Below are 24,480 nucleotides of genomic sequence, written 5' to 3'. Positions count from 1 at the left end.
GGAAATGCCAAAATATAGATCAGCTACCACCACACATGGTCGTAACATGGCGGGTGCACGAGCACTGTGGCGTGCAACGGGCGTGAAAGAAGAAGACTTCGGTAAACCAATCATCGCCGTTGTAAACTCGTTTACTCAATTTGTTCCGGGTCACGTACACCTGAAAGACATGGGTCAGCTTGTAGCACGCGAAATCGAAAAAGCTGGCGGTATTGCGAAAGAATTCAACACCATCGCGGTTGATGATGGTATCGCAATGGGTCACGGCGGCATGCTGTACTCACTGCCTTCACGCGAACTGATCGCAGACTCTGTGGAGTACATGGTCAACGCGCACTGTGCCGATGCCATGGTATGTATCTCTAACTGTGACAAAATCACTCCAGGAATGTTGATGGCATCTATGCGTCTTAACATCCCTGTTATCTTTGTTTCTGGTGGTCCAATGGAAGCGGGTAAAACCAAGCTTTCTGATCAGATCATCAAACTAGACCTTGTAGATGCGATGATCCAAGGCGCGGATCCAAAAGTGTCTGATGAGCAAAGCGAGCAGATCGAACGTAGCGCATGTCCAACGTGTGGATCGTGTTCAGGCATGTTCACTGCAAACTCAATGAACTGTCTAACGGAAGCACTGGGGCTTTCTCAACCAGGTAACGGTTCTATGCTGGCAACGCACGCTGACCGTGAACAACTGTTCCTTAATGCAGGTCGTCGTATCGTTGAACTGACTCGTCGTTACTACGAGCAAGATGACGAATCAGCACTGCCGCGCAACATCGCTACGTTTGATGCGTTCGAAAACGCGATGGCGCTGGATATTGCAATGGGCGGTTCAACCAACACCATTCTGCACCTACTTGCCGCGGCGCAAGAAGGTGAAGTGGATTTCGATATGGAAGATATCGATCGCCTATCACGTCAAGTACCACACCTATGTAAAGTGGCACCATCTACCCAGAAATATCACATGGAAGACGTACACCGCGCAGGTGGCGTCATGGCAATTCTTGGTGAGTTAGATCGTGCAGGTCTTCTACACAATGATGCGCGCACCGTACTTGGTCTTTCCATGAAAGAGCAGCTCGCAAAATACGACATCATCCAAACTGAAGACGAAGAAGTACTTAAGTTCTACCGCGCAGGTCCTGCGGGTATTCGTACTACTCAAGCGTTCTCACAAGATTGCCGCTGGGATCGCCTTGATGACGACCGTGCGGAAGGTTGTATTCGTACTATCGATCATGCCTTTAGCCAAGAAGGTGGCCTAGCCGTTCTATCAGGCAACATCGCATTAGATGGTTGTATCGTTAAGACTGCTGGTGTGGATGAGAGCATCCATAAGTTCACTGGCCCAGCCGTAGTTTTCGAAAGCCAAGAAGACGCCGTAGAAGGCATCTTAGGCGGCAAAGTAAAAGCAGGCGACGTGGTTGTTATCCGTTACGAAGGCCCTAAAGGTGGTCCGGGCATGCAAGAAATGCTTTACCCAACCACTTATCTAAAATCGATGGGCCTTGGCAAAGAGTGTGCACTTCTGACTGACGGCCGTTTCTCTGGCGGCACATCAGGTCTGTCTATCGGCCACGCCTCTCCTGAAGCAGCAAACGGCGGTGCAATTGGTCTGGTAAAAGAAGGCGATATGATCGCAATTGATATTCCAAACCGTTCAATTTCACTCCAAGTGTCTGAACAAGAACTTGCTGAGCGCCGTGCAAAACAAGACGAACTAGGCTGGAAACCAGTTGACCGCCAACGTGAAGTTTCATTTGCACTCAAAGCGTACGCGAGTATGGCAACCAGTGCTGACAAGGGTGCAGTACGAGACAAGTCGAAGCTAGAGGGCTAGCAATGATGGAAGCTCAACCCGAAAAACAAGTGAACCAAACTGGCGCAGATTATCTGCGCCAAATCCTTCGCGCACCTGTTTATGAAGTAGCAACAGTGACGCCACTGCAAGAAATGCCTCGTTTATCTGCACGTATCGGGAATAACGTGCAGATCAAGCGTGAAGATCGCCAACCCGTACACTCGTTCAAATTGCGCGGTGCATACAACATGGTGGCGAGTTTATCTGAAGCACAAAAAGCCGCTGGTGTCATTGCAGCATCGGCAGGTAACCACGCTCAAGGCATGGCGCTCTCTGGTACTAAGCTAGGCATCAAGACCACCATCGTGATGCCCAAAACCACACCAGACATCAAAGTCGATGCGGTACGTGGCTTCGGTGGCAATGTAGTGCTGCACGGCAGCAACTTTGATGAGGCAAAAGCGGAAGCGGAACGCCTTTCTGATCTGCATGGGTACACATTTGTCCCTCCTTTCGATCACCCACTGGTGATTGCAGGTCAAGGCACCATAGGCATGGAAATGCTGCAGCAAAATGGTCACCTTGATTACATCTTCGTCCCTGTCGGTGGTGGCGGTTTGGCTGCCGGTGTTGCGGTACTCGTGAAGCAGCTAATGCCAGAAATCAAAGTGATTGCGGTCGAGCCAGAAGATTCTTCATGCCTCAAAGCGGCATTGGATGCAGGTGAACCAGTAGTATTAGACCAGGTCAGCATGTTTGCCGATGGCGTTGCAGTAAAACGCATTGGTGAAGAGACGTTTCGTCTATGCCAAAAGTACATTGATGGCCATATTGCAGTCTCTAGCGATGAAATCTGCGCAGCAGTAAAAGACATCTTTGAAGACACCCGTGCGATTGCAGAGCCTTCTGGCGCGCTTGCTCTGGCGGGTTTGAAGAAGTTTGCTGAGCAAAACAAACTGCAAGGTAAGAATTTAGGTACTGTGCTGTCTGGTGCCAACACTAACTTCCATGGCTTACGTTATGTTTCTGAGCGTTGCGAGCTTGGTGAGAAACGTGAAGGTTTGCTTGCCGTCACCATTCCTGAGCGTCAAGGTGCCTTCTTTGAGTTCTGTAACCTCATTGGCGGCCGCGCCGTAACGGAGTTTAACTACCGCTACAACGATGACGCATTGGCAAATATCTTTGTCGGTGTGCGTTTGCAAGGCGGTCAGGAAGAGCTAGAACATATCATTCACGACTTACGTGATGGTGGCTACCCAGTGGTTGATTTGTCTGATGATGAAATGGCGAAGCTGCACGTGCGCTACATGATTGGTGGTAAGCCGTCTAAGCCGCTTAAAGAGCGCCTATACAGCTTTGAATTCCCAGAATATCCGGGAGCGCTACTCAACTTCTTAAGCACACTCGGTACTCATTGGAATATCAGCTTGTTCAACTACCGTAACCACGGCGCTGACTACGGACGTGTTTTATGTGGTTTCGAGTTAGATGAAAGCGATTTAGCTCAGTTTTCTGCACATTTACGTGAACTTGGCTATCAATGCAAAGATGAGACAGACAACCCATCGTATAAGTTTTTCTTGTCATAAAACGCCACATTTCAAATATATCAAAGACAACACCTCGCATTAGCGAGGTGTTTTTTATGACTGTAACCAATCTTTATGTAGCTGATTAGGCGACCCAAGATAGTCCACCATCCACTGGATCAATTTATGATTATCATCTTTGCGCCATACTAAGCAGCAGTGACTGAGCGGTTTATCATCCGGCATGACCTTCTCCACCAGCACACCATCATTGATTAAGGGTGTTGCAATATGACGTGGCATGTAACCCACGCCCACCCCATTTTTTAAACATTCAATCGCACTATACCAATTGGGCAATAATAATCGGCGCTGTTGCGGATAATGGCCAGTATGGCGTTTTGGCAGCACGTTCGAAGTATCATCAAGACAGATCGCCGGAAATTGACTCACAAATGCTTCAGTAAGCACTTGTTGTCGAACGCAAGGATGAGCGGGTGACATTACAAATGCCCAATCTAATACGCCCATATCTTTGACTTCAAAATCTCCCCCAACGGGAACCGCAGATGTCGCGCCAACGACAATGTCGGCTCGACCTTGTGCTATGGCTTCCCAAGAACCATTGAAGACCTCCATATTGATCTGCAATTCAGCAAATTCAAACTCGCGATAAAAATCTTCCACCAAAGGTTTGAGTTTTTCTAACTTCACCACGTTATCTAAGGTCAGCTTTAACGTGCTTTTCCATCCTTGAGCCGCTCGCCGCGTTTGTGCTTTCACCTCTTCCATTTGACGCAGCAAAGAGCGCGCCTCGGCCATAAAAAGTTCACCCGCTGGAGTTAGCTCGACTTTCCTTGGTAAACGTCGAAACAGCACCACATCTAAATCTTGCTCGACCTGCCTTACTCCATAGCTGATGGCTGAGGGGACTTTATGCAATACCTCAGCCGCAGCGGTGAAACTGCCTAAACGGGCAACCGTATCCAGCATTTCCAAAGACGCTTTAGAGAACATGATTTAACCTTTCAAAAAATTTGATTGATAACCAACAATTTTAGCGTTTTATTTTCTCAAAATCGAAAAATAGAATAATAAGGTAAATAAATCAGGGTTGGCGCCAACTGATGTTGATTAAAAAATGATTAAATAATTTGACTGGTTGAATCATGAAAATCTCAAAACTACAGCTCATTTATCTGGCAGCATTATCGATGCTTGGCTTCGTTGCTACCGATATGTATCTGCCAGCATTCAAAGCGATGGAAATCGACTTTGCAACAGGCCCTGAGCAAATTGCGCTCTCTTTAACGGTATTCCTCGTTGGTATGGCGATTGGCCAACTAATGTGGGGATTGGCATCCGATAAATTTGGCCATCGTAATACACTCGCAGCCGGGTTGGTGCTATTTACTATCGCGTCATTCGGTTTGGCTTTCTGTGATCAAGTATGGCAACTACTCACACTGCGCTTTATCCAAGCTATCGGTGTGTGTGCACCAGCCGTGATCTGGCAGGCTATGGTCATTAAGCGCTACTCAAGCAGTAGCCAACAAATTTTTGCGACAATAATGCCACTCGTCGCGCTATCACCAGCACTAGCACCTCAATTAGGGGTTGTGTTGGCAGATAACTTCGGCTGGCACAGTATCTTTATTACGCTAACACTGGTTGGTGTCTTTTTGGTCTTTGCGACCATGGCACAAAAAGACGAGAAAGCAGAAATCAAACAAACCAGTATGTCTGCCGACATCAAAGCGCTGCTGAGTTCTAAAAAATACCTTGGCAACGTGTTTATGTTTGCGACGGCTTCAGCTGCATTCTTTGCTTACCTAACAGGGATGCCAGAAATCATGGCGCAACTGGGCTACGAAGCAAAAGATATTGGTTTGAGCTTTATCCCACAAACTATCGCATTTATGGCTGGTGGCTACTTAGGTAAAGTAGGCGTTCGAAAATTTGGTGATGAAAAGGTTCTGCGCCAACTGATTGGCCTATTTAGTGTCGCGGCATTAATGATTTTCATTGCTTCACAGTGGGAGCTGTCATCGATTTGGCCTATTCTTGCGCCATTCTGTTTGATTGCCGTTGCTAACGGCGCGCTGTACCCAATAGTGGTAAACCGTGCACTGGCCAGCGCACAACAGAGCCCTGCAACAGCAGCAGGTCTGCAAAACAGCCTGCAAATCTGTGTAAGTAGCTTCTCAAGTGCATTGGTAGCCGCAATGGCAAGCCAAGCTCAGATGGTTACTGGCATCGCAATCATCATCTGTATGGGTGGGCTGTGGATGGGATACATTCTGTCGAATCGCGAATTATCCAAGCACTTTACGACTCCTGACAACGCCCGAGTCGTGAGTGAAGACGAACTTTAATCGTTCAGATAATAAAAAGAGCCGCGCAATGCGGCTCTTTCTGTTTATAAGCTTTTCAACCCCCACTTCTTGGCAGTCTGCTTAAAAAAGCCTTGAGTCTTTTTCAACTCTACCCAGTGATTGATATAATTAATCCATACTTGATCGTCTTGCGGCAACAACATAGCAATTGGGGTTGGTTTACGCGGTGCGGTCACTGGCACTATCGCCAACTGTTTAAACTTATCCACCAACGTCGCTGCTTCCACATTGGACGTCACCGATACATCGGCCCTGCGAGCTAGTAGTTCTTGGAAGTCGCGCGCTGGCGCTTCAATAACAATATGTTGAGCAGACGGGAAGAATTCTTTCACCATTTTTTCTTGTACCGTACCTAACGTCGCCGCGACTTTTACTTCTGGTTTATTAAAATCCGCCCAATCAGAGAATTTGGCGAGATCTTTCTTTTGCACCACAGGTACAAAGGCAAGGTAGAAATATGGCTGGCTATATCCAGCTACTTTCGCGCGAGACATGTTCAGAGATGCGCTGCCAGTAATATCGTATTTGTTGGCGGTAATGCCATTAACTAGCGTCTTCCAATCCGTGGGCACATACTCCACTTTTACACCGAGATCTTTAGCAAGTTCTGTTGTTACATCGATATCGAAGCCACGATAACTGTTTGTCGCGGGGTCTTTCATCGTCATCGGATTCCAATCTCCCGTCGTTCCAACTCGGAGTACGCCATTGTCTAAAATGGATTGAAGACGGCTTTCAGCGTGAGCGACTTGAGTCGCAGCAAGCAAACACATTCCTAGCACTAGTAAAATCTTTCTCATTTTTATTCCCTTAAAAATAATGACCTTATACGGTTTAATAATTAACCTTTATTAGAGCTCTACTGATAACATAGCAGTAACAAAGGAAGTTTTTTAGTTAATTCAGGGAGTAAATGTGACGTTTCGAACTCTATGGCTGTTTTCACTGCTATTACTCACTGGTTGTTCTGATTATCAATGGGGCTGGTATGTACTTGACCCTTCGACGGATCAAGGGCTCACCAATCTAAAGTTTTTAATCGCTGGGTTTAATGACACCATTCAGGTATCACTCCTCAGTATGTTATTTGCGATGAGCTTGGGCCTGATCGTTGCCTTACCCGCTCTGTCGGACTCTGCCTCTCTGAAGTGGATAAACCGTATTTATGTCGAGGTGATCCGTTCAGTGCCAGTTTTAGTCTTACTACTTTGGGTGTATTACGGCATGCCTACACTATTGGATGTCTCACTCAATCACTTTTGGGCGGGTGTTATTGCACTGACTATCGCTGAGAGTGCGTTTATGGCGGAAGTGTTTCGCGGTGGGATACAAGCTATCAGCCGTGGCCAACATGAAGCGGCTGAATCTTTGGGCTTAAGCTATTGGCAAAAGATGCGCTTGGTAATTCTTCCCCAAGCATTTCGACAAATCCTCCCTCCACTGGGCAATCAATTTGTCTACATTCTCAAGATGAGTTCTTTAGTCAGCGTGATTGGTTTAAGCGATCTCACTCGCCGTGCTAATGAGCTGGTGGTGAATGAGTACTTACCCTTAGAGATTTATACCTTCCTCGTTTTGGAGTACTTGTTACTCATCCTATTTGTATCTCAAGCCGTTCGTTGGCTCGAAAACCGTATTGCTATTCCTAGTTACTAACGATGAAGCCTGAGCTAGAAACAACAAAGCCGCTCTTGTTGAACGGCTTTGACAATATAGCGATAGAGTGCAGGTATTGCTTATTTCTGTTTTACAGGACGCTGCCAGCCAGTAATTTTGCGCTCTTTGACGCGAGTAATTACTAACTCACCTTCTTCAACATCTTTTGTTAGTGTCGTGCCTGCACCGATGGTTGCGCCATCAGCGATAGTGACAGGCGCCACCAGCTGGCTATCAGAACCAACAAAAACATCATTACCGATGATAGTTTTAAACTTGTTCGCACCATCGTAGTTACAAGTGATAGTACCTGCACCGATGTTAGTACGTTGACCGATCTCTGCATCACCTAAGTAAGTTAGGTGGTTCGCTTTTGAACCTTCTCCGATGCGCGCATTTTTCACTTCAACGAAGTTACCCACATGGGAATCGTTACGCATTTCAGCACCAGGACGAAGGCGAGTAAATGGACCAACCGTACATTCTTCACCAACCGTTGCACCTTCAATCACACTGTAAGGGCGAACGATGGTGTTGTCGTCGATTTCACAATCTTTCAGTACACAACCCGCACCGATAACTACGTTATCACCCAGTGAAACTTTACCTTCGATGATAACATTCACGTCGATTTCACAGTCCATACCGCACTGTAACTCACCACGCAAATCAAAGCGTGCTGGATCGCGTAGCATGACACCTTGCTCTAGTAGTTTCTGAGCTTGCATTGACTGGAAAGCACGCTCTAGACGAGCAAGCTGTGCGCGGTCGTTGACCCCTTCCACCTCAATGGCATTGACTGGGTGTACTGCCTCAACGGCACGACCTTCATCGTGTGCAGCTGCAATAACGTCAGTTAGGTAGTATTCGCCTTGTGCGTTGTTGTTGTTTAAGCCAGACAACCAACGCTTAAGATCCCCACCAGTCGCAACCATCACGCCAGTGTTGATCTCTTTAATTTGTTTTTGTTCTTCTGTTGCATCTTTTTGCTCAACGATCGCCACAACAGGACCATTCTTACGGATAATACGACCGTAGCCTGTCGGGTTATCTAGAATCACTGTTAGTAGTGCAATACCGCCTGTTGGCTGTGCATCTAATAGGTTTTCAATCGTTTCAGCTGAAATCAGTGGAACATCACCGTAAAGCACCAGTACTTTTTCATCGTCTTCAAACTTCGGAGACGCTTGATCAACCGCATGACCTGTACCTAGTTGCTCCGCTTGCAGTACCCAGTTTACAGGCTCTTCTGCTAGCGTTTGCTGCATTTGATCACCACCGTGACCATATACTAAGTGGATGTTTTGTGCGCCAAGACCTGTACATGTATCAATCACATGTTTTGCCATTGGCTTCCCTGCCAAAGTGTGTAGCACTTTAGGCATGTTTGAATACATACGGGTACCTTTACCCGCAGCAAGGATCACAGCACTGAATTTCATTAATAACCTATTGACGTTCTATTTTAATTGGGCGTTATTTTAAACACCTTGGAAGGATTAGTTAATGGTGGGATGTAAATTTCCAACTAAAATTAATCAAAAAGGCGACCAATTGGCCGCCTTTTTTCATGCAACGTTGCTAATTGAGCTTAGCGACGCTTTTTTGTCAGCTCGATAACTCGTAGCTGAGCAATGGCTTTAGCCAGTTCACTGGCCGCTTGTGCGAAGTCCATGTCACCATGCTGATTCTGGATTTGCTCCTCAGCGCGGCGTTTGGCTTCTTCTGCCTTCGCTGCGTCTAGCTCTTCACCACGGATAGCTGTATCAGCTAGTACAGTCGCTGTACCAGGCTGAATCTCTACCATACCACCAGAAACATAAATAATTTCTTCGTGGCCGTGCTGTTTCACAATACGCACCATACCAGGCTTGATAGCGGTCAGCAGCGGTGTGTGACCATGGAAAATACCAAGTTCACCTTCGCTACCGGTCACCTGAAACGTTTCAACACGACCAGAGAAGATTTTCTTCTCAGCGCTTACTACGTCTAGGTGAAAGGTTATTGCTGCCATATCGCCTCCTAGTTAGCCTTATAGCTTCTTCGCATTCTCAATAGCATCGTCGATGCTACCGCAGTACATAAATGCCTGCTCAGGAATGTCGTCGTATTCACCAGCTAGTAGACCTTTAAAGCCACGTAGAGTCTCTTTTAGAGGTACGTAAATACCAGGGTCACCTGTAAATACTTCTGCTACGTGGTAAGGCTGAGTTAGGAAACGCTCAATCTTACGTGCACGAGATACAACTTGCTTATCTTCTTCAGATAGCTCGTCCATACCTAGGATAGCAATGATATCTTTCAGCTCTTTGTAGCGCTGAAGAGTCTGCTGAACACCACGAGCAACTTCGTAGTGATCTTGACCAACGACTAGTGGATCAAGCATACGAGATGTTGAATCTAGCGGGTCGATCGCAGGGTATAGACCCATTGCAGCGATGTTACGGTTAAGTACAACCGTTGCATCCAAGTGCGCGAACGTTGTTGCTGGAGACGGGTCAGTCAAGTCATCCGCTGGTACGTATACCGCCTGTACAGACGTGATAGAACCTGATTTCGTTGACGTGATACGCTCCTGAAGTACACCCATCTCTTCTGCAAGAGTTGGCTGGTAACCTACCGCAGAAGGCATACGACCTAGTAGTGCTGATACCTCTGTACCTGCAAGTGTGTAACGGTAGATGTTATCAATGAACAGTAGTACGTCACGACCTTCGTCACGGAAACGCTCTGCCATTGTTAGACCAGTCAGTGCAACACGTAGACGGTTACCTGGTGGCTCGTTCATCTGACCGTAAACCATCGCTACTTTTGATTCTTCAGGCTTCTCAACGTTTACAACGCCCGCTTCCTGCATCTCGTAGTAGAAATCGTTACCTTCACGAGTACGCTCACCAACACCAGCAAATACTGATAGACCTGAGTGCTGTAGTGCGATGTTGTTGATAAGTTCCATCATGTTAACGGTCTTACCTACACCAGCACCACCGAATAGACCGATTTTACCACCCTTAGCGAATGGACAAATTAGGTCGATTACTTTAACGCCCGTTTCTAGAAGTGCAATTTCGTTTGATTGCTCTTCGTAGCTTGGTGCACTACGGTGGATAGAGTAAACCTCTTCCGCACCCACTTCACCACGCTCGTCAATCGCGTCACCTAGGACGTTCATGATACGACCTAGAGTTTTAGTACCTACTGGTACTGAAATTGGAGCGCCAGTGTTAACCACTTCTACTCCACGACGTAAACCATCAGAGCTACCCATTACGATACAACGAACTACGCCACCGCCTAGCTGTTGTTGAACTTCAAGAACTAGACGCTCTTTTGAGTCCGTTACGTTTAGAGCGTCATATACACTAGGTACATTGCTCTGTGGGAACTCTACGTCGACTACCGCACCGATGATCTGTACGATCTTACCTGTAGCCATCGTTAATCCTCTAAACTATTTCGTTTTACCTAAGCTTAAACCGCAGCTGCACCACCAACGATTTCTGATAGTTCTTGTGTAATCGCAGCCTGACGGGCTTTGTTGTACACAAGTTCCAAATCGTCAATCAAACTGGTTGCGTTATCCGTTGCAGCCTTCATCGCAATCATTCGAGCCGCTTGCTCACAAGCAAGGTTCTCAACCACACCTTGGTATACCTGAGACTCTACGTAACGCACTAATAGCGTATCCAGTAGAGGTTTTGGTTCAGGTTCATAGATGTAGTCCCATGAATGCTCACGCTGCATCTCTTCGCTGTCCGATTTAGGCAAAGGTAGCAATTGATCGATCGTTGGTTGCTGAACCATAGTATTTACAAACTTGTTGAATACTACATATAGACGGTCCAGTTCACCTTCATCGTATTTCTTCAGCATTACGCCAACAGAGCCGATTAGGTCTTGTAGGCTTGGATTATCTCCAAGACCAGAAACCTGTGCCGCAACTTTTGCGCCACCATGTTTAAAGAAAGCTGTTGCTTTTGAGCCAACAACGGCTAGCTCAATCTCAGCACCTTTCTCTCTCCATGCTTGCATGTCTGTAACGGCTTTTTTGAACACGTTAATGTTCAAACCACCACACAGACCACGGTCTGTCGAAACGATGATGTAACCAACACGTTTAGCTTCACGCTCTTCTAGGTACGGATGACGGTACTCTAGGTTTGCGTTAGCCACATGACCGATCACTTTACGCATTGTTTCAGCGTATGGACGAGAAGCTTCCATTGCATCTTGAGAACGACGCATTTTTGAAGCTGCTACCATTTCCATCGCTTTCGTAATTTTCTGAGTGCTTTTAACACTACCGATTTTATTACGTATCTCTTTTGCGCCGGCCATCGTTACTCTCCGTTAGTTGGTGGCAGAAACTGCCACCGACCTAATTACCAAGTTTGGGTTGCTTTGAAGTCGTCAGTCAGTTTCTTCAACTGAGCTTCGATTTCATCGTTGTAAGCGCCAGACTTGTCGATCTCAGCTGCTAGTTCAGCGTATTGACCGCGAGCGTACGATAGTAGAGCCGCCTCGAAATCTAGAACTTTGTTAAGTTCTACATCATCAAGGTAACCGCGCTCTGCCGCGAAGATAGTTAGGGCTTGGTCAAATACAGACATTGGAGCGTACTGCTTCTGCTTCATTAGTTCTGTAACTTTTTGACCATGGTCTAGCTGTTTCTTCGTTGCGTCATCAAGGTCAGAAGAGAACTGAGCAAATGCCGCTAGTTCACGGTATGCAGCTAGTGCTGTACGGATACCACCTGATAGTTTCTTGATGATTTTCGTCTGAGCTGAACCACCTACACGAGATACTGAGATACCAGGGTCAACAGCAGGACGAACACCAGCGTTGAATAGCTCAGTTTGTAGGAAGATCTGACCATCGGTAATCGAGATTACGTTAGTCGGTACGAATGCTGAAACGTCACCTGCTTGAGTTTCGATGATAGGAAGAGCAGTCAAAGAACCAGTCTTACCTTTCACTTCACCGTTAGTGAAACGCTCTACGTACTCTTCGTTTACACGAGCTGCACGCTCTAGTAGACGCGAGTGTAAGTAGAATACGTCACCTGGGAATGCCTCACGGCCTGGTGGACGTTTAAGTAGTAGAGAGATCTGACGGTAAGCTACCGCTTGCTTAGATAGATCATCGTAAACAATCAGTGCGTCTTCACCGCGATCGCGGAAGTATTCACCCATCGCACAACCTGCGTAAGGCGCTAGGTATTGAAGCGCTGCAGATTCAGAAGCTGATGCAACTACAACGATAGTATTTTGTAGTGCGCCGTGCTCTTCTAGTTTGCGAACAACGTTAGCGATAGTCGATGCTTTCTGACCGATTGCTACGTAGATAGAGAAAATACCAGAGTCTTTCTGGTTGATGATCGCGTCGATCGCCAGTGCTGTTTTACCAATCTGACGGTCACCGATGATAAGCTCACGCTGACCACGACCGATTGGGATCATTGAGTCAACTGACTTATAACCAGTTTGCACAGGTTGGTCTACCGATTTACGGTCGATTACACCTGGTGCGATCACTTCTACAGGCGAAGTCATTTTCGCTTCGATTGGACCTTTACCATCGATAGGCTCACCCAGCGTATTTACTACGCGGCCTAGTAGTTCTGGACCAACTGGCACTTCAAGAATGCGGCCAGTACCTGTAACTTTCATGCCTTCCTTAAGGTCAGCATATGGGCCCATTACAACCGCACCAACCGAGTCACGCTCAAGGTTAAGTGCCAGTGCATAACGGCCACCCGGTAATTCAATCATTTCACCTTGCATCACGTCCGCTAGGCCGTGGATGCGGATGATACCATCGCTTACCGATACGATAGTACCCTCGTTGCGAGCTTCACTAACAACTTCGAAAGATTCGATACGTTGTTTGATCAGATCGCTAATTTCCGTGGAATTAAGTTGCATGCTCCAATCCCCATTAAGACTGCAATGCATCGCTCAGGCGGTTCAAACGACCACGCGCTGAGTCATCGATGACTAGGTCTCCGGCTCGAATAATAACCCCACCAAGTAGGGTCTCATCTACACTGCAATTCAGCTTCACTTTGCGTTCAAGACGCTTTTCAAGTTTGCTGCCAATGTTTGCAAGTTGTTCATCAGAAAGCTCTGTTGCTGAAATTACTTCAACATCAATTTCTTTCTCATGTTCTTTTTTCAGAGTAAAAAACTCCGTGCAAACATCAGGAAGGGCCGCTAAACGACCATTCTCAGCCATTACCTTCAAAAGGTTTTGACCGTGCGCATCAACTTGTTCGCCGCAAACTGCAACAAAAATTTCTGCCATTTTGTCAGCAGAAACCGAACCCGTTAGTAGTTCGTTCATTTGTTCGTTTTTGGCCACTTCAGCAGCAAAAGATAACATTTGGCCCCATTGGTCCAACTGGTCTTTCTCTAAAGCAAAGTCGAAGGCTGCTTTAGCATAGGGGCGTGCGATAGTAGTCAAATCAGACATATGCGCCCCCAGACTTAAAGTTTTGCAGTAATGTTGTCGAGAATATCTTTTTGCGCATCTTTATCGATAGAACGCTCAAGGATTTTCTCAGCACCAGCTACAGCCAGAGTAGCAACTTGTTTGCGCAGCTCATCGCGTGCACGATTGCGTTCAGCTTCAAGTTCTGCTTCTGCTTGCGCTAGGATTTTCTGGCGTTCTGCCTGAGCTTCCTCGCGAGCTTCATCAAGAATTTGAGACTTACGTTTGTTCGCTTGTTCGATGATCTCAGTTGCTGTGCGCTTCGCTTCTTTCAATTGATCAGAAGCGTTGGCTTGTGCTAGATCCAAGTCTTTCGCAGCACGTTCTGCTGCTTGAAGACCATCAGCAATTTTCTTCTGACGCTCTTCGATCGCTTGCATCAATGGTGGCCATACATACTTCATGCAGAACCACACAAATAGTGCGAACGAGATTGCTTGACCTAGCAGAGTTGCGTTTATGTTCACAACAGCTACCCCTCTATTTGGACTTAGTGTTAATCAGTGACAAGCGATAATCGCCCGTCCCGAGTTAAAGGTGATTAACCTAGTTGACCAACGAATGGGTTTGCGAAAGTGAATAGTAGCGCGATTACGATACCGATCATTGGAACCGCATCAAGTAGACCCGCGATGATGAACATCTTAACTTGTAGCATAGGAGCCATTTCTGGTTGACGTGCAGCACCTTCTAGGAATTTACCACCTAGCAGTGCGAAACCAATCGCTGTACCAAGAGAAGCAAGACCGACGATAATACCTACGGCGATTGCAGAAAAGCTCAGTAAAGTTTCCATTACTATCTCCAATTTATAGTTGTTGGCTTAGTGCCCAAATAAAAAGCTTTAAAAAAATTAATGATCAGGATCTTCGTGTGCCATTGACAGGTAAACAATTGTCAACATCATGAATACGAAGGCTTGAATCGTAATAACCAAGATATGGAAGATTGCCCACGGTAGTGAACCCATCCATTGTAAGTACCATGGTAGCATTGCCGCACAAAGAATGAATACAACCTCACCCGCGAACATGTTACCGAATAGACGCATACCAAGTGATAGAGGTTTCGCTAATAGCGATACCACTTCAATTAGTAGGTTAAACGGAATCATCAGTGGGTGATTGAATGGATGTAGTGCAAGTTCTTTTGCGAATCCACCTAGACCTTTTACTTTGATGCTGTAGTAAATCATCAATGCAAAAACGCCTAGAGCCATAGCCATGGTGATATTCACATCAGCAGACGGTACAACCTTAAGGTAAGGAATACCTAGCCAATGCTCTGCTGGGTATGGTAAGAAGTCGATAGGAACTAAGTCCATCACGTTCATCAAAAATACCCAACAAAAGATAGTCAGTGCTAAAGGCGCGATCAGTGGGTTGCGTCCATGGAACGTGTCTTTGACGTTATCGGCGACAAATTCAACGATCATTTCTACAGCACACTGAAGCTTACCCGGTACACCCGCTGTTGTTCTCTTTGCTACTTTGTAAAAAATTCCGAGGAAAATTAAACCAGTAAACCAAGAAAAAAACAGGCTATCGATATGTACGTTCCAGAAACTTGTCTCCGACCCTACTAAACCCAACTTGTATAGCGATAGGTTAGAAAGGTGGTGGGCAATGTAACCGGACGATGTTAGCGCTTCACCTGGCGCAGCCATAACTCATCCTATTTTTTGTTGTTAATGAATAGCACTGGTGCACAGATATTAATACCTAGTACCAGCAAATAGGTTAGTTTGAGGGGAACAAGTTCCACCTGCATATACATGTAGGCAACATAGAACAGTGCAACCGTGATGAGAATTTTCAGTACTTCACCCGTATAGAAGGAAGCAGCGATGCGCTTGGCAGCGCGAGCTCCACTAAACATGAAAGCACACAGCGCGAATACTGCATTGGCAACAACAAAAATGCCTCCGCCAATCAGCGCTGAAAATCCCCAGTCAGGATTTATGGCTACCGCCATTCCTGCTGCCACAAAAATAACCGCGCCAGACTGGATCATTAACAATTGCCTTGCGAGCTCTCGTCCTGGTCTAGCTAACGCAGCTACCATGTATTCGTACCTCTAGTAATATCCACTTCGCACTTAACTCTCTGTGCTGGGAAATTGGCGAAAATTATACGTTCAGTTCAACGTAAAGCAATTCGATTGCATCAAAAACTTACAGTTTTGTTTACAAAACGACAACTTTCGCACAAAATTCGATTAATTAGATTAATTGACCTAAATCAATTATCTCATCTAGGCCTCAAGCTTGGCAATTAGTTGGTCCAATTTGTGAGGCTCATCAAGACTTATCGTCAATTTCGCTTTTCCGTTTGCAGAACGGGTAAGAGAAACTTTTGCATCAAGCAGCTGACTCAATTTATGCGACATTTGCTCGGCTTCGGTATCCTCTTGTTGCCCTTTTTGCTCATTTTGTGGGGCTAAGCACTTTTTTACTAACTGTTCGGTTTGGCGAACAGTCATTTGCTTCTTAGCCACTTGTTGAGCTACTTCGACTTGCTGTTCGCCTTCTAACGCTAACAGAGCTCGAGCATGACCCATTTCCAATTTTTTATCTGCAACCAGACCTTTTACATCAACTTCCAACTGATTCAGACGTAATAGGTTACTGACCGTCGTTCTTGATTTACCAATCACATCGGCCACTTGCTGATGTGTCAGCGTGAATTCATCTTGTAGACGTTCAAGCGCTTGGGCTTCCTCAATCACATTCAAGTCTTCACGTTGAATGTTTTCAATCAACGCCATGGCGATGGCGGCACGATCTTCAACTTTTTTCACCAAACACGGCACGCGTTTTAAACCCGCCTGCCTTGCAGCACGCCAGCGGCGCTCACCTGCGATGATCTCAAACTGACCATTTTCGACCTGGCGAACCACGATTGGTTGAATAATGCCTTGTGATTGAATCGAAGCCGCTAGTTCTTCTAGCGCTTCAGGCGCCATATCTTTACGCGGTTGGTATACGCCCGGTTGCAATTGACCAATCGCTAAATCGGTTAACTCACCGTCTGCCGATAATTCTTGGCTATGCGATGCAATATGCTGTTTTTCACGAGCAAACGAACTGGTCGACAATAACGCATCCAGTCCTTTTCCGAGACCACGCTTAGACATGGGATTGAATTCCTTAGGTTAGAGTTAAACTGGGATTTCTTCGCGGCGGAGCATTTCGCCCGCTAGAGCAAGATACGCTTTGGCACCTGCGGAGTACTTATCGTAGTACATTGCTGGCTTACCGTGACTTGGCGCTTCAGCCAAACGAACATTACGCGGAATGACAGTACGGTAAACTTTATTCCCAAAGTGTTTTTTAAGTTGATCGGATACTTCATTCGATAAGCGGTTGCGTGGGTCGTACATGGTACGCAATAAACCTTCGATTTTGAGGTTTTCATTCACAACAGCCGCTAACTTGCTGATTGTATCCATAAGAGCAGTTAAACCTTCTAACGCAAAGTATTCACATTGCATCGGCACCAACACAGAGTCAGCTGCCGCCATCGCATTGATTGTAAGAAGGTTTAGAGAAGGAGGACAATCAATAAAGATGAAATCATAGTTATCGCGAACTGACGACAATGCATTTTTTAGACGCACTTCACGAGCGAAAACTTCCATCAATTTGATTTCTGCCGCGGTTACGTCTCCGTTCGCCGCGATCAAATCATACTTCCCTGTTGTTTGGGTACAAACGACTTGATCGAACGGTGTATCTTCGACCAAAAGATCGTATGCGGTGGCGTCGACCATATACTTATCCACGCCACTGGCCATCGTAGCATTGCCTTGCGGGTCGAGATCGATCACCAAAACCTTGCGCTTTGTTGCCGCCATCGAAGCCGCTAAGTTAATGCACGTTGTTGTTTTGCCGACCCCACCTTTCTGGTTGGCTATTGCTACAATTTTACCCACGATTACCTCGCTAATTTTCCTTGCGCGATAAGATTACTAGATGACGATCACCTTCCAACTCAGGAACAGCCAAAGATATGATCTCTGTCACACTGCACCATTCAGGAAGCTGATCCATTTCATCTTTAGGGTGCTGTCCTTTCAGCGCTAGAAACACCCCGTGCTCTTGTTTCGGCAAATGGTGGCACCATTCCACCATGTCTGTCATTGAAGCAAAAGCTCGACTCAAAACGCCATCAAATTTTTCTTCAGGTTGGAATTCTTCGACGCGACTTTGAATTGGTGTCACGTTTTTCAGCCCTAATGTGTGCACGACTTGCTTGATAAAACGGATGCGTTTGCCAAGACTGTCGAGCAAAAAGAAGGTTTTCTCAGGGTTCATGATTGCCAAAGGGATGCCCGGTAACCCCGGACCAGTACCAACATCAATGAAGCGCTCACCGGACAGGTGTGCGCTTACAACGATACTATCAAGAATATGTTTCACTAACATATCAAGCGGATCACGTACCGATGTTAAATTGTACGCTTTGTTCCATTTGTCGAGCAGTTCGACATAACCAACTAACTGCTCTCGTTGCTGTTCTGACACTTCCAAATCGGTTTTCGCGATCAGTGAATCCAGCTTTGTTCGCAATGCGCTCATTATTCTTCCTCACCTTTCTTCAGCAAACCATGCTTTTTCAAGTGAACAAGTAGAATAGAAATTGCAGCAGGCGTAATACCAGAAATGCGTGATGCAATACCGATGCTCTCTGGTTTGGCCTCGCTCAGTTTAGCAACGACTTCGTTTGATAAGCCTTTTACATCGCGGTAATCCAAATCAGCAGGTAACTTGGTATTTTCGTGACGCAGTGATTTTTCGATCTCTTCCTGCTGACGCTTGATGTAACCATCGTATTTCACTTGAATTTCAACTTGCTCAGCCGCTTGCTGATCTTCAAGTGCAGGAGCAAACGCTTCAAGTTGCGTCAGTTGCGAATAAGTGATCTCTGGACGACGCAGAAGATCCTCACCACTCGCTTCACGGGCCATTGGGGTTTTCAGCAGCTTGTTCAACTCATCAACACCCTCTGACTTCGGATTCATCCAGGTTGCTTTCAAACGCTGACGCTCCGTTTCCATATTGTTGATTTTCTCGTTAAAGCGAGCCCAACGAACATCATCAATCAAGCCTAGCTCGCGCGCTTTTTCCGTTAAACGCAAATCGGCATTATCTTCACGAAGTAGCAGGCGGTATTCCGCACGAGAAGTGAACATGCGGTACGGCTCTTTGGTACCCATGGTCGATAAGTCATCAATCAACACGCCCATGTAAGCTTGGTCACGACGTGGGCTCCAGCCTTCTTTGTCTTGGCTAAACAAGCTTGCGTTTAGGCCCGCCATCAAGCCTTGCGCTGCGGCTTCTTCGTAGCCAGTCGTACCATTAATCTGGCCAGCAAAGAACAAACCATGGATGAACTTCGTCTCGTACGTTTGCTTCAAATCACGTGGATCGAAGAAATCGTATTCAATCGCATAACCTGGGCGAACGATGTGTGCATTTTCAAACCCTTTCATTGAGCGCACGATTTGTACTTGCACATCAAATGGCAAGCTGGTCGAGATACCATTAGGGTATAACTCGTGCGTGGTTAGGCCTTCTGGCTCAATGAAGATTTGGTGGCTGTTTTTGTCAGCGAAACGCATCACTTTGTCTTCAATAGACGGACAGTAACGAGGACCAATACCTTCAATCACACCTGCGTACATTGGACTGCGATCCAAGTTACTACGGATCACATCGTGAGTTTGTTCATTGGTGTGGGTAATGAAACATGGAATCTGACGCGGATGCTGTTCACGTTTGCCCATGAACGAGAATACAGGCGTTGGGTTATCACCGTGCTGAGCTTCTAGCACTGAAAAATCAACTGTACGAGCATCAATGCGCGGTGGAGTACCTGTTTTTAAACGATCCACACGGAACGGCAGTTCACGCAGTCGATCCGCTAATGCGATCGATGGTGGATCCCCGGCACGACCACCAGACGAGCTTTCCATACCTATGTGGATCTTACCACCAAGGAAGGTACCCACGGTTAGCACAACGGCTTTCGCATGGAAGCGAAGTCCCATTTGAGTTACCACACCAACTGCGCGATCTTGTTCAACAATCAGATCATCAACTGACTGCTGGAACAACGTTAAGTTAGGCGCATTTTCTAATGCATTACGAACGTACGCTTTGTACAGAGCGCGATCGGCTTGAGCTCGAGTTGCTCGTACTGCAGGACCTTTGGAGGCATTTAGTGTACGAAACTGAATACCTGCATGGTCGATGGCTTCAGCCATCAAACCGCCCATAGCATCTACTTCTTTTACTAAGTGACCTTTACCAATACCACCGATCGCCGGATTACAAGACATCTGGCCTAATGTATCGATGTTATGGGTAAGGAGAAGCGTTTTTTGTCCTGTGCGTGCAGATGCGAGCGCGGCTTCCGTTCCTGCGTGTCCGCCACCGACAACAATGACGTCAAAGTTTTCGTGATAAAGCATGAACTGACCTCAGGTATTCAAAGGGATTTAATGGACAGATAAAGGAGCCGTATTTTACCTGCTTTATGCCAGAGAGAAAAACGTTTTCTCGTTTTATCCGTTTTAAGCTTCAAGATAAATATATATAAGATCTATATATATGATCTTTTATTAGATCTACTATTAGGATCGACCGTTTCTGTGGATAACCTAAAAATGATCAACAAGATCATGGATCTTCTTTGGATCATATCTTGTGATCATGATTGGATCAGATCGAGGATTACCTGGGATCAAAAGTGGTAGTTATACACAGGAGGTAAAATTTATCAAAGTTGTTATTGGGATAACTAAAGGAAAATCACTGGATCTTATTGTAGTTATCCACAGTCTGTTTGGTTGGTTTTTGAGCGGTTAAACAAAATAATTTGGTGGGAGTTATTCACATGGGAGAAAACAGAGCCGAATTTCGACTCTGTTGAAGGGAAAGTCGTGAGTTTAAAAACGTTCGATATTCTCTTTTAACCACATCTCTGCGGCGTCTTCTGGCACATCATGGCTCAGTACATCGATTTTAAAGCAATCTGCGAGAGGGGTTGCACCAATATCCTCTAATAAATCATAAGCGTGTTGACCAGCGGCACAGAACGTATCGTAGCTAGAGTCACCAATCGCAATCACCGCAAATTTTACATCAGTCATTTTTGGCGGTGTATTTTGTAATGCTGCGATAAAAGGTTGGATATTATCAGGATACTCACCAGCTCCATGTGTAGAGGTGATCACCAACCACGTACCTTGATTTTCGATATCACTGAGGGAAGGCTGGTTGTGGATCGTTGTTTCAAATCCATTCTCGTTGAGTAGATCACTCAGGTGATCCCCTACGTATTCTGTGCCACCTAACGTGCTGCCTGTAATAATGTGGATCATACTTCTTCCTTATTGAATGCGACGGCTAAAGCTCATGGATGGCTTGCCGTACAAAAAGAAACGCGGTGTGAGTTAAGCTCAGCACCGCGCGTTCGATTATTTACTTCCCGATACAGAATGAAGAGAAGATTCGTCCCAGTAAGTCGTCAGAACTGAACTCACCGGTAATCTCATTGAGATGTTGTTGGGTGATGCGTAGCTCTTCAGCCAATATTTCACCTGCCATATAGCCTTCAAGCTGCTCCTGGCCTATTTGAAGGTGCTGTGCGGCACGTTCTAATGCATCGAGATGACGACGACGAGCCATAAACCCACCTTCACTGTTGCCAGAGAAGCCCATACACTCCTTGAGATGATCGCGCAGAGCTTCAACCCCTGCACCAGTCTTCGCTGACAAACGGATAAGAGTAGGGTTATTGACGTGGCAGATCCCCATATCTTCACCCGTTTGATCCGCTTTATTACGGATCACAGTTATGCCAATGTTGTCTGGTAGGCGATCCACAAAATCTGGCCAGATATCTTTCGGATCGGTGGCATCGGTTGTTGTGCCATCTACCATGAACAACACGCGGTCTGCTTGGGCTATTTCATCCCACGCACGTTCGATACCGATTTTCTCTACTTCATCGGAAGCATCACGCAAACCTGCTGTATCAATGATGTGTAGTGGCATGCCATCAATATGGATGTGCTCACGCAGTACATCACGCGTGGTTCCTGCGATGTCGGTTACGATTGCAGACTCTTTACCCGATAGTGCGTTCAGCAGGCTTGATTTGCCCGCATTTGGACGACCCGCAATCACGACTTTCATCCCTTCACGCATAATAGCGCCTTGGTTAGCTTCTTTGCGCACCGCATCTAGGTTGTCGATGATGGCTTGTAGGTCACCAGCCACTTTACCGTCGGCCAAAAAGTCGATCTCTTCCTCAGGGAAGTCGATGGCTGCTTCAACATAGATACGCAAATGAATCAGCGACTCAACTAAGGTATTAATACGGCCTGAAAATGCGCCCTGTAAGGATTGCAGCGCCGATTTTGCGGCTTCTTCAGAACTTGCATCAATGAGGTCTGCAATCGCTTCGGCTTGAGCTAGGTCGAGTTTATCGTTCAGAAATGCGCGTTCAGAGAACTCACCAGGGCGAGCAGCTCGAATACCATCTATACCTAGAATGCGTTTTATCAGCATATCCATCACGACAGGGCCGCCATGGCCTTGCAGCTCAAGTACGTCTTCACCTGTAAATGAGTGTGGGTTAGGGAAGTACAGTGCGATGCCCTGATCAAGCACAGTGCCATCTTCTGACTTAAACGGCAGGTACTCTGCGTAGCGGGGCTTTAGTGTTTTGCCAGTGACTTCTAACGCCACTTGGTTGGCTTTAGGGCCAGAAACTCGAATAATACCGACACCGCCACGACCAGGCGCGGTCGCTTGAGCGACAATCGTATCTGTAGTCATAATTTTGCCTTTTGAGCTGGGCTATAGGGAAGATACCTAGGGAGCCATCACAATTAATTAGCTGAATTGTAATCAGCCAAAAACAAAAAGGCGACCTTTTGGCCGCCTTTCTCAATCATTTCCTAAAAGGTTACTTGCTGTGTAAGCCTTTTTTCTCTAATCCTTTGTAGATCAGAGTTTGCTGGATAAGCGTTACGATGTTCGACACCAACCAGTACAGAACGAGACCTGATGGGAAGAACAAGAAGAAGAAGGTAAACATAACCGGCATAAAGGTCATGATCTTCTGCTGCATTGGATCCGTTACTGTTGTCGGGCTCATCTTCTGGATTAGGAACATAGACGCACCCATCAGTAGAGGCAGGATGTAGTAAGGGTCCTGCGCTGAAAGGTCATGAATCCAACCGAAGAATGGAGAGTGACGTAGCTCAACCGATTCCATTAGTGCCCAGTATAGTGCGATGAAAATAGGCATCTGTAGGATAAGAGGTAAACAGCCACCTAGTGGGTTCACTTTCTCTTTCTTGTACAGTTCCATCATTTCTTGGCTCATGCGCTGACGGTCATCACCGATGCGCTCACGCATAGCTTGCAGCTTAGGCTGAAGCATACGCATTTTCGCCATAGACGTGTATTGCGCTTTTGTTAGTGGGTACATTGCACCACGAACGATGAAGGTCAGACAGATGATTGCCACACCCCAGTTGCCAACAAAGCTCTGGATGAATGAAAGCAACATATGAAGAGGCTTCGCAATGAACCATAACCAGCCGTAGTCCACTACTAGGTCTAGGTTAGGTGCCACTTCTGCCATTTCATCTTGCAGTTTTGGACCAACCCAAAGTGTTGCTTCAAACTTAGCCTGATCGCCTGTTGCGATAGTTTTGTTCGGCATACGAACGCCGATGTCGCCTAGGTTGCCAATTACACGAGTGTATAGGTTAGTACCTGGTTCGTTACGTGGGATCCAAGCTGCGGCAAAGTAGTGCTGAATCATTGCTGCCCAACCTTGGCCATCGGCTAGGTTAAGAGACAGGTTGCGATCCTGCATATCATCAAAGCTGTACTTCTTGTAACGCGTATCTTCTGTTGAGTATGCGCCACCACGGTAAGTAGGCATTGTGATGCTACCACCATCGTCCATTAGGTTTTGACGTAGGTGAGCGTACATACCAAATGTTGCGTTGTTGCCTGAGTTGTTCACTACATCGTATTCAACATTAAGCGCGTAGCTGCCGCGTTTAAAGATGTAAGTTTTGGTGTATTCGATACCGTTTGCAGTGAATGTCATCGGAACGCGAAGTTCATCTTGACCGTCAGCCATTGTGAAGCTGTCTGCACTTACGTTGTAGTGAGGGCGATTTGAGCTGCTCAAGTCGATACCTTGAGGGCCCACTAGACCGCTTTGAGCGATAAATTGGTGACCTTGAGCGTCTTTAAGCAGAACAAAGGAATCTGATGAATCTAACTCAGCAGAGTATTCGTTAAGGTTGGCATGTACCACATCGCCACCAACGGTGTCGATCGACAGAGTTAAAACATCAGTCGTTACTGTGATAGTTTTTGCAGAAGCTTGCTGTTGACCAGGAACTGGGTCAAGTTCATCAGCAAAAGATGGTGCAGGTAGAGTGCTGCTTGATTGAGCCTGTTCAACTGCTTGAGGTTCTGGATTCTTTGCAACTTGCCATTGTTGAAACAGCAAAAAAGAAACCAGGGCCAAACCGATGAGCAGGATATTACGTTGAGAATCCATCG

General features: G+C 46.4%; 23 protein-coding genes. 4 read left to right on the top strand and 19 right to left on the bottom strand.

The window, feature by feature from the left end; all coding sequences use genetic code 11:
- Positions 1-4: 4 nt before the first annotated feature.
- Both ilvD and ilvA read left to right on the top strand, forming a co-directional pair.
- Complete coding sequence (gene ilvD / locus R7Q09_RS20895) at positions 5-1,846, top strand: dihydroxy-acid dehydratase (protein WP_005383859.1); 1,842 nt, start codon at positions 5-7, stop codon at positions 1,844-1,846.
- A gap of 2 nt (positions 1,847-1,848) precedes the next feature.
- A complete protein-coding gene (gene ilvA / locus R7Q09_RS20890; protein ID WP_239938711.1) occupies positions 1,849-3,396 on the top strand; it encodes a threonine ammonia-lyase, biosynthetic in 1,548 nt (515 codons plus the stop codon).
- A 54-nt stretch (positions 3,397-3,450) separates the two neighbouring features.
- Here ilvA and punR read toward each other — a convergent pair whose 3' ends face one another.
- Entirely contained in the window at positions 3,451-4,353 is a 903-nt protein-coding gene (gene punR, locus R7Q09_RS20885; RefSeq protein WP_005378948.1) for a DNA-binding transcriptional activator PunR, read from the bottom strand.
- Between the two features lie 152 nt (positions 4,354-4,505).
- Between punR and punC the strand changes: the two genes are divergently transcribed.
- Positions 4,506-5,711: a purine nucleoside transporter PunC gene (gene punC, locus R7Q09_RS20880; RefSeq protein WP_005378946.1), complete on the top strand. Its 1,206-nt coding sequence runs from the start codon at positions 4,506-4,508 to the stop codon at positions 5,709-5,711.
- Between the two features lie 44 nt (positions 5,712-5,755).
- Here punC and R7Q09_RS20875 read toward each other — a convergent pair whose 3' ends face one another.
- Complete coding sequence (locus R7Q09_RS20875; RefSeq protein ID WP_005378944.1) at positions 5,756-6,532, bottom strand: transporter substrate-binding domain-containing protein; 777 nt, start codon at positions 6,530-6,532, stop codon at positions 5,756-5,758.
- Between the two features lie 115 nt (positions 6,533-6,647).
- Between R7Q09_RS20875 and R7Q09_RS20870 the strand changes: the two genes are divergently transcribed.
- The gene (locus tag R7Q09_RS20870) at positions 6,648-7,388 is read left to right on the top strand and encodes an amino acid ABC transporter permease (RefSeq protein WP_064354428.1); all 741 of its coding nucleotides are present in this window, start codon (positions 6,648-6,650) and stop codon (positions 7,386-7,388) included.
- Between the two features lie 80 nt (positions 7,389-7,468).
- Here the strand turns inward: R7Q09_RS20870 and glmU are convergent, their stop codons facing one another.
- From glmU to yidC, 17 genes are all read right to left on the bottom strand, one after another.
- Positions 7,469-8,830 (bottom strand): bifunctional UDP-N-acetylglucosamine diphosphorylase/glucosamine-1-phosphate N-acetyltransferase GlmU, encoded by a 1,362-nt coding sequence (gene glmU / locus R7Q09_RS20865; RefSeq protein WP_017635597.1) that lies wholly within the window; start codon positions 8,828-8,830, stop codon positions 7,469-7,471.
- A gap of 149 nt (positions 8,831-8,979) precedes the next feature.
- On the bottom strand, positions 8,980-9,402 hold the full coding sequence (locus R7Q09_RS20860) for a F0F1 ATP synthase subunit epsilon (RefSeq protein WP_005378937.1): 423 nt from the start codon (positions 9,400-9,402) through the stop codon (positions 8,980-8,982).
- Between the two features lie 18 nt (positions 9,403-9,420).
- Positions 9,421-10,824, bottom strand: coding sequence for a F0F1 ATP synthase subunit beta (gene atpD / locus R7Q09_RS20855; protein ID WP_005383849.1), 1,404 nt, complete (start codon positions 10,822-10,824; stop codon positions 9,421-9,423).
- 35 nt (positions 10,825-10,859) lie between these two features.
- Complete coding sequence (gene atpG / locus R7Q09_RS20850) at positions 10,860-11,726, bottom strand: F0F1 ATP synthase subunit gamma (RefSeq protein WP_005378932.1); 867 nt, start codon at positions 11,724-11,726, stop codon at positions 10,860-10,862.
- A gap of 44 nt (positions 11,727-11,770) precedes the next feature.
- Positions 11,771-13,312, bottom strand: coding sequence for a F0F1 ATP synthase subunit alpha (gene atpA, locus R7Q09_RS20845; RefSeq protein WP_005378931.1), 1,542 nt, complete (start codon positions 13,310-13,312; stop codon positions 11,771-11,773).
- Positions 13,313-13,325: 13 nt separating this feature from the next.
- Complete coding sequence (gene atpH / locus R7Q09_RS20840) at positions 13,326-13,859, bottom strand: F0F1 ATP synthase subunit delta (protein ID WP_017635596.1); 534 nt, start codon at positions 13,857-13,859, stop codon at positions 13,326-13,328.
- Between the two features lie 14 nt (positions 13,860-13,873).
- On the bottom strand, positions 13,874-14,344 hold the full coding sequence (gene atpF / locus R7Q09_RS20835) for a F0F1 ATP synthase subunit B (RefSeq protein WP_005378929.1): 471 nt from the start codon (positions 14,342-14,344) through the stop codon (positions 13,874-13,876).
- Positions 14,345-14,418: 74 nt separating this feature from the next.
- Positions 14,419-14,673 carry a F0F1 ATP synthase subunit C gene (atpE, locus tag R7Q09_RS20830; RefSeq protein ID WP_002540812.1) on the bottom strand — a complete coding sequence of 85 codons (255 nt, stop codon included), beginning with the start codon at positions 14,671-14,673 and terminating at the stop codon, positions 14,419-14,421.
- A 57-nt stretch (positions 14,674-14,730) separates the two neighbouring features.
- The gene (atpB, locus tag R7Q09_RS20825; protein ID WP_005378922.1) at positions 14,731-15,543 is read right to left on the bottom strand and encodes a F0F1 ATP synthase subunit A; all 813 of its coding nucleotides are present in this window, start codon (positions 15,541-15,543) and stop codon (positions 14,731-14,733) included.
- 8 nt (positions 15,544-15,551) lie between these two features.
- Positions 15,552-15,941, bottom strand: coding sequence for a F0F1 ATP synthase subunit I (locus R7Q09_RS20820; RefSeq protein WP_005378921.1), 390 nt, complete (start codon positions 15,939-15,941; stop codon positions 15,552-15,554).
- A 189-nt stretch (positions 15,942-16,130) separates the two neighbouring features.
- Entirely contained in the window at positions 16,131-17,012 is an 882-nt protein-coding gene (locus R7Q09_RS20815; protein ID WP_005383840.1) for a ParB/RepB/Spo0J family partition protein, read from the bottom strand.
- Positions 17,013-17,036: 24 nt separating this feature from the next.
- Positions 17,037-17,810: a ParA family protein gene (locus tag R7Q09_RS20810; protein ID WP_005383838.1), complete on the bottom strand. Its 774-nt coding sequence runs from the start codon at positions 17,808-17,810 to the stop codon at positions 17,037-17,039.
- A gap of 10 nt (positions 17,811-17,820) precedes the next feature.
- Positions 17,821-18,456 (bottom strand): 16S rRNA (guanine(527)-N(7))-methyltransferase RsmG, encoded by a 636-nt coding sequence (rsmG, locus tag R7Q09_RS20805; RefSeq protein ID WP_047102565.1) that lies wholly within the window; start codon positions 18,454-18,456, stop codon positions 17,821-17,823.
- Entirely contained in the window at positions 18,456-20,351 is a 1,896-nt protein-coding gene (mnmG, locus tag R7Q09_RS20800; RefSeq protein ID WP_005378901.1) for a tRNA uridine-5-carboxymethylaminomethyl(34) synthesis enzyme MnmG, read from the bottom strand. Before mnmG ends, rsmG begins: the two co-directional genes overlap by 1 nt.
- A 477-nt stretch (positions 20,352-20,828) precedes the next feature.
- Entirely contained in the window at positions 20,829-21,263 is a 435-nt protein-coding gene (gene mioC / locus R7Q09_RS20795; protein ID WP_213969972.1) for an FMN-binding protein MioC, read from the bottom strand.
- Between the two features lie 100 nt (positions 21,264-21,363).
- Positions 21,364-22,725, bottom strand: coding sequence for a tRNA uridine-5-carboxymethylaminomethyl(34) synthesis GTPase MnmE (mnmE, locus tag R7Q09_RS20790; protein WP_005383836.1), 1,362 nt, complete (start codon positions 22,723-22,725; stop codon positions 21,364-21,366).
- A 130-nt stretch (positions 22,726-22,855) separates the two neighbouring features.
- Entirely contained in the window at positions 22,856-24,478 is a 1,623-nt protein-coding gene (gene yidC / locus R7Q09_RS20785) for a membrane protein insertase YidC (RefSeq protein WP_318071148.1), read from the bottom strand.
- Positions 24,479-24,480: the final 2 nt, after the last annotated feature.

The sequence above is a fragment of the Vibrio sp. 2130-1 genome (assembly GCF_033339515.1).
The sequence above is the reverse complement of the archived record's forward strand: the minus strand, read 5'-3'. Positions and strand labels throughout refer to the sequence as shown.

Coding starts and splice junctions, on each gene's coding strand:
- ilvD (WP_005383859.1), top strand. CDS start 5: ATGCCAAAATATAGATCAGCTACCACCACACATGGTCGTAACATGGCG.
- ilvA (WP_239938711.1), top strand. CDS start 1,849: ATGATGGAAGCTCAACCCGAAAAACAAGTGAACCAAACTGGCGCAGAT.
- punR (WP_005378948.1), bottom strand. CDS start 4,353: ATGTTCTCTAAAGCGTCTTTGGAAATGCTGGATACGGTTGCCCGTTTA.
- punC (WP_005378946.1), top strand. CDS start 4,506: ATGAAAATCTCAAAACTACAGCTCATTTATCTGGCAGCATTATCGATG.
- R7Q09_RS20875 (WP_005378944.1), bottom strand. CDS start 6,532: ATGAGAAAGATTTTACTAGTGCTAGGAATGTGTTTGCTTGCTGCGACT.
- glmU (WP_017635597.1), bottom strand. CDS start 8,830: ATGAAATTCAGTGCTGTGATCCTTGCTGCGGGTAAAGGTACCCGTATG.
- R7Q09_RS20860 (WP_005378937.1), bottom strand. CDS start 9,402: ATGGCAGCAATAACCTTTCACCTAGACGTAGTAAGCGCTGAGAAGAAA.
- atpD (WP_005383849.1), bottom strand. CDS start 10,824: ATGGCTACAGGTAAGATCGTACAGATCATCGGTGCGGTAGTCGACGTA.
- atpG (WP_005378932.1), bottom strand. CDS start 11,726: ATGGCCGGCGCAAAAGAGATACGTAATAAAATCGGTAGTGTTAAAAGC.
- atpA (WP_005378931.1), bottom strand. CDS start 13,312: ATGCAACTTAATTCCACGGAAATTAGCGATCTGATCAAACAACGTATC.
- atpH (WP_017635596.1), bottom strand. CDS start 13,859: ATGTCTGATTTGACTACTATCGCACGCCCCTATGCTAAAGCAGCCTTC.
- atpE (WP_002540812.1), bottom strand. CDS start 14,673: ATGGAAACTTTACTGAGCTTTTCTGCAATCGCCGTAGGTATTATCGTC.
- atpB (WP_005378922.1), bottom strand. CDS start 15,543: ATGGCTGCGCCAGGTGAAGCGCTAACATCGTCCGGTTACATTGCCCAC.
- R7Q09_RS20820 (WP_005378921.1), bottom strand. CDS start 15,941: ATGGTAGCTGCGTTAGCTAGACCAGGACGAGAGCTCGCAAGGCAATTG.
- R7Q09_RS20815 (WP_005383840.1), bottom strand. CDS start 17,012: ATGTCTAAGCGTGGTCTCGGAAAAGGACTGGATGCGTTATTGTCGACC.
- rsmG (WP_047102565.1), bottom strand. CDS start 18,456: ATGAGCGCATTGCGAACAAAGCTGGATTCACTGATCGCGAAAACCGAT.
- mnmG (WP_005378901.1), bottom strand. CDS start 20,351: ATGCTTTATCACGAAAACTTTGACGTCATTGTTGTCGGTGGCGGACAC.
- mioC (WP_213969972.1), bottom strand. CDS start 21,263: ATGATCCACATTATTACAGGCAGCACGTTAGGTGGCACAGAATACGTA.
- mnmE (WP_005383836.1), bottom strand. CDS start 22,725: ATGACTACAGATACGATTGTCGCTCAAGCGACCGCGCCTGGTCGTGGC.
- yidC (WP_318071148.1), bottom strand. CDS start 24,478: ATGGATTCTCAACGTAATATCCTGCTCATCGGTTTGGCCCTGGTTTCT.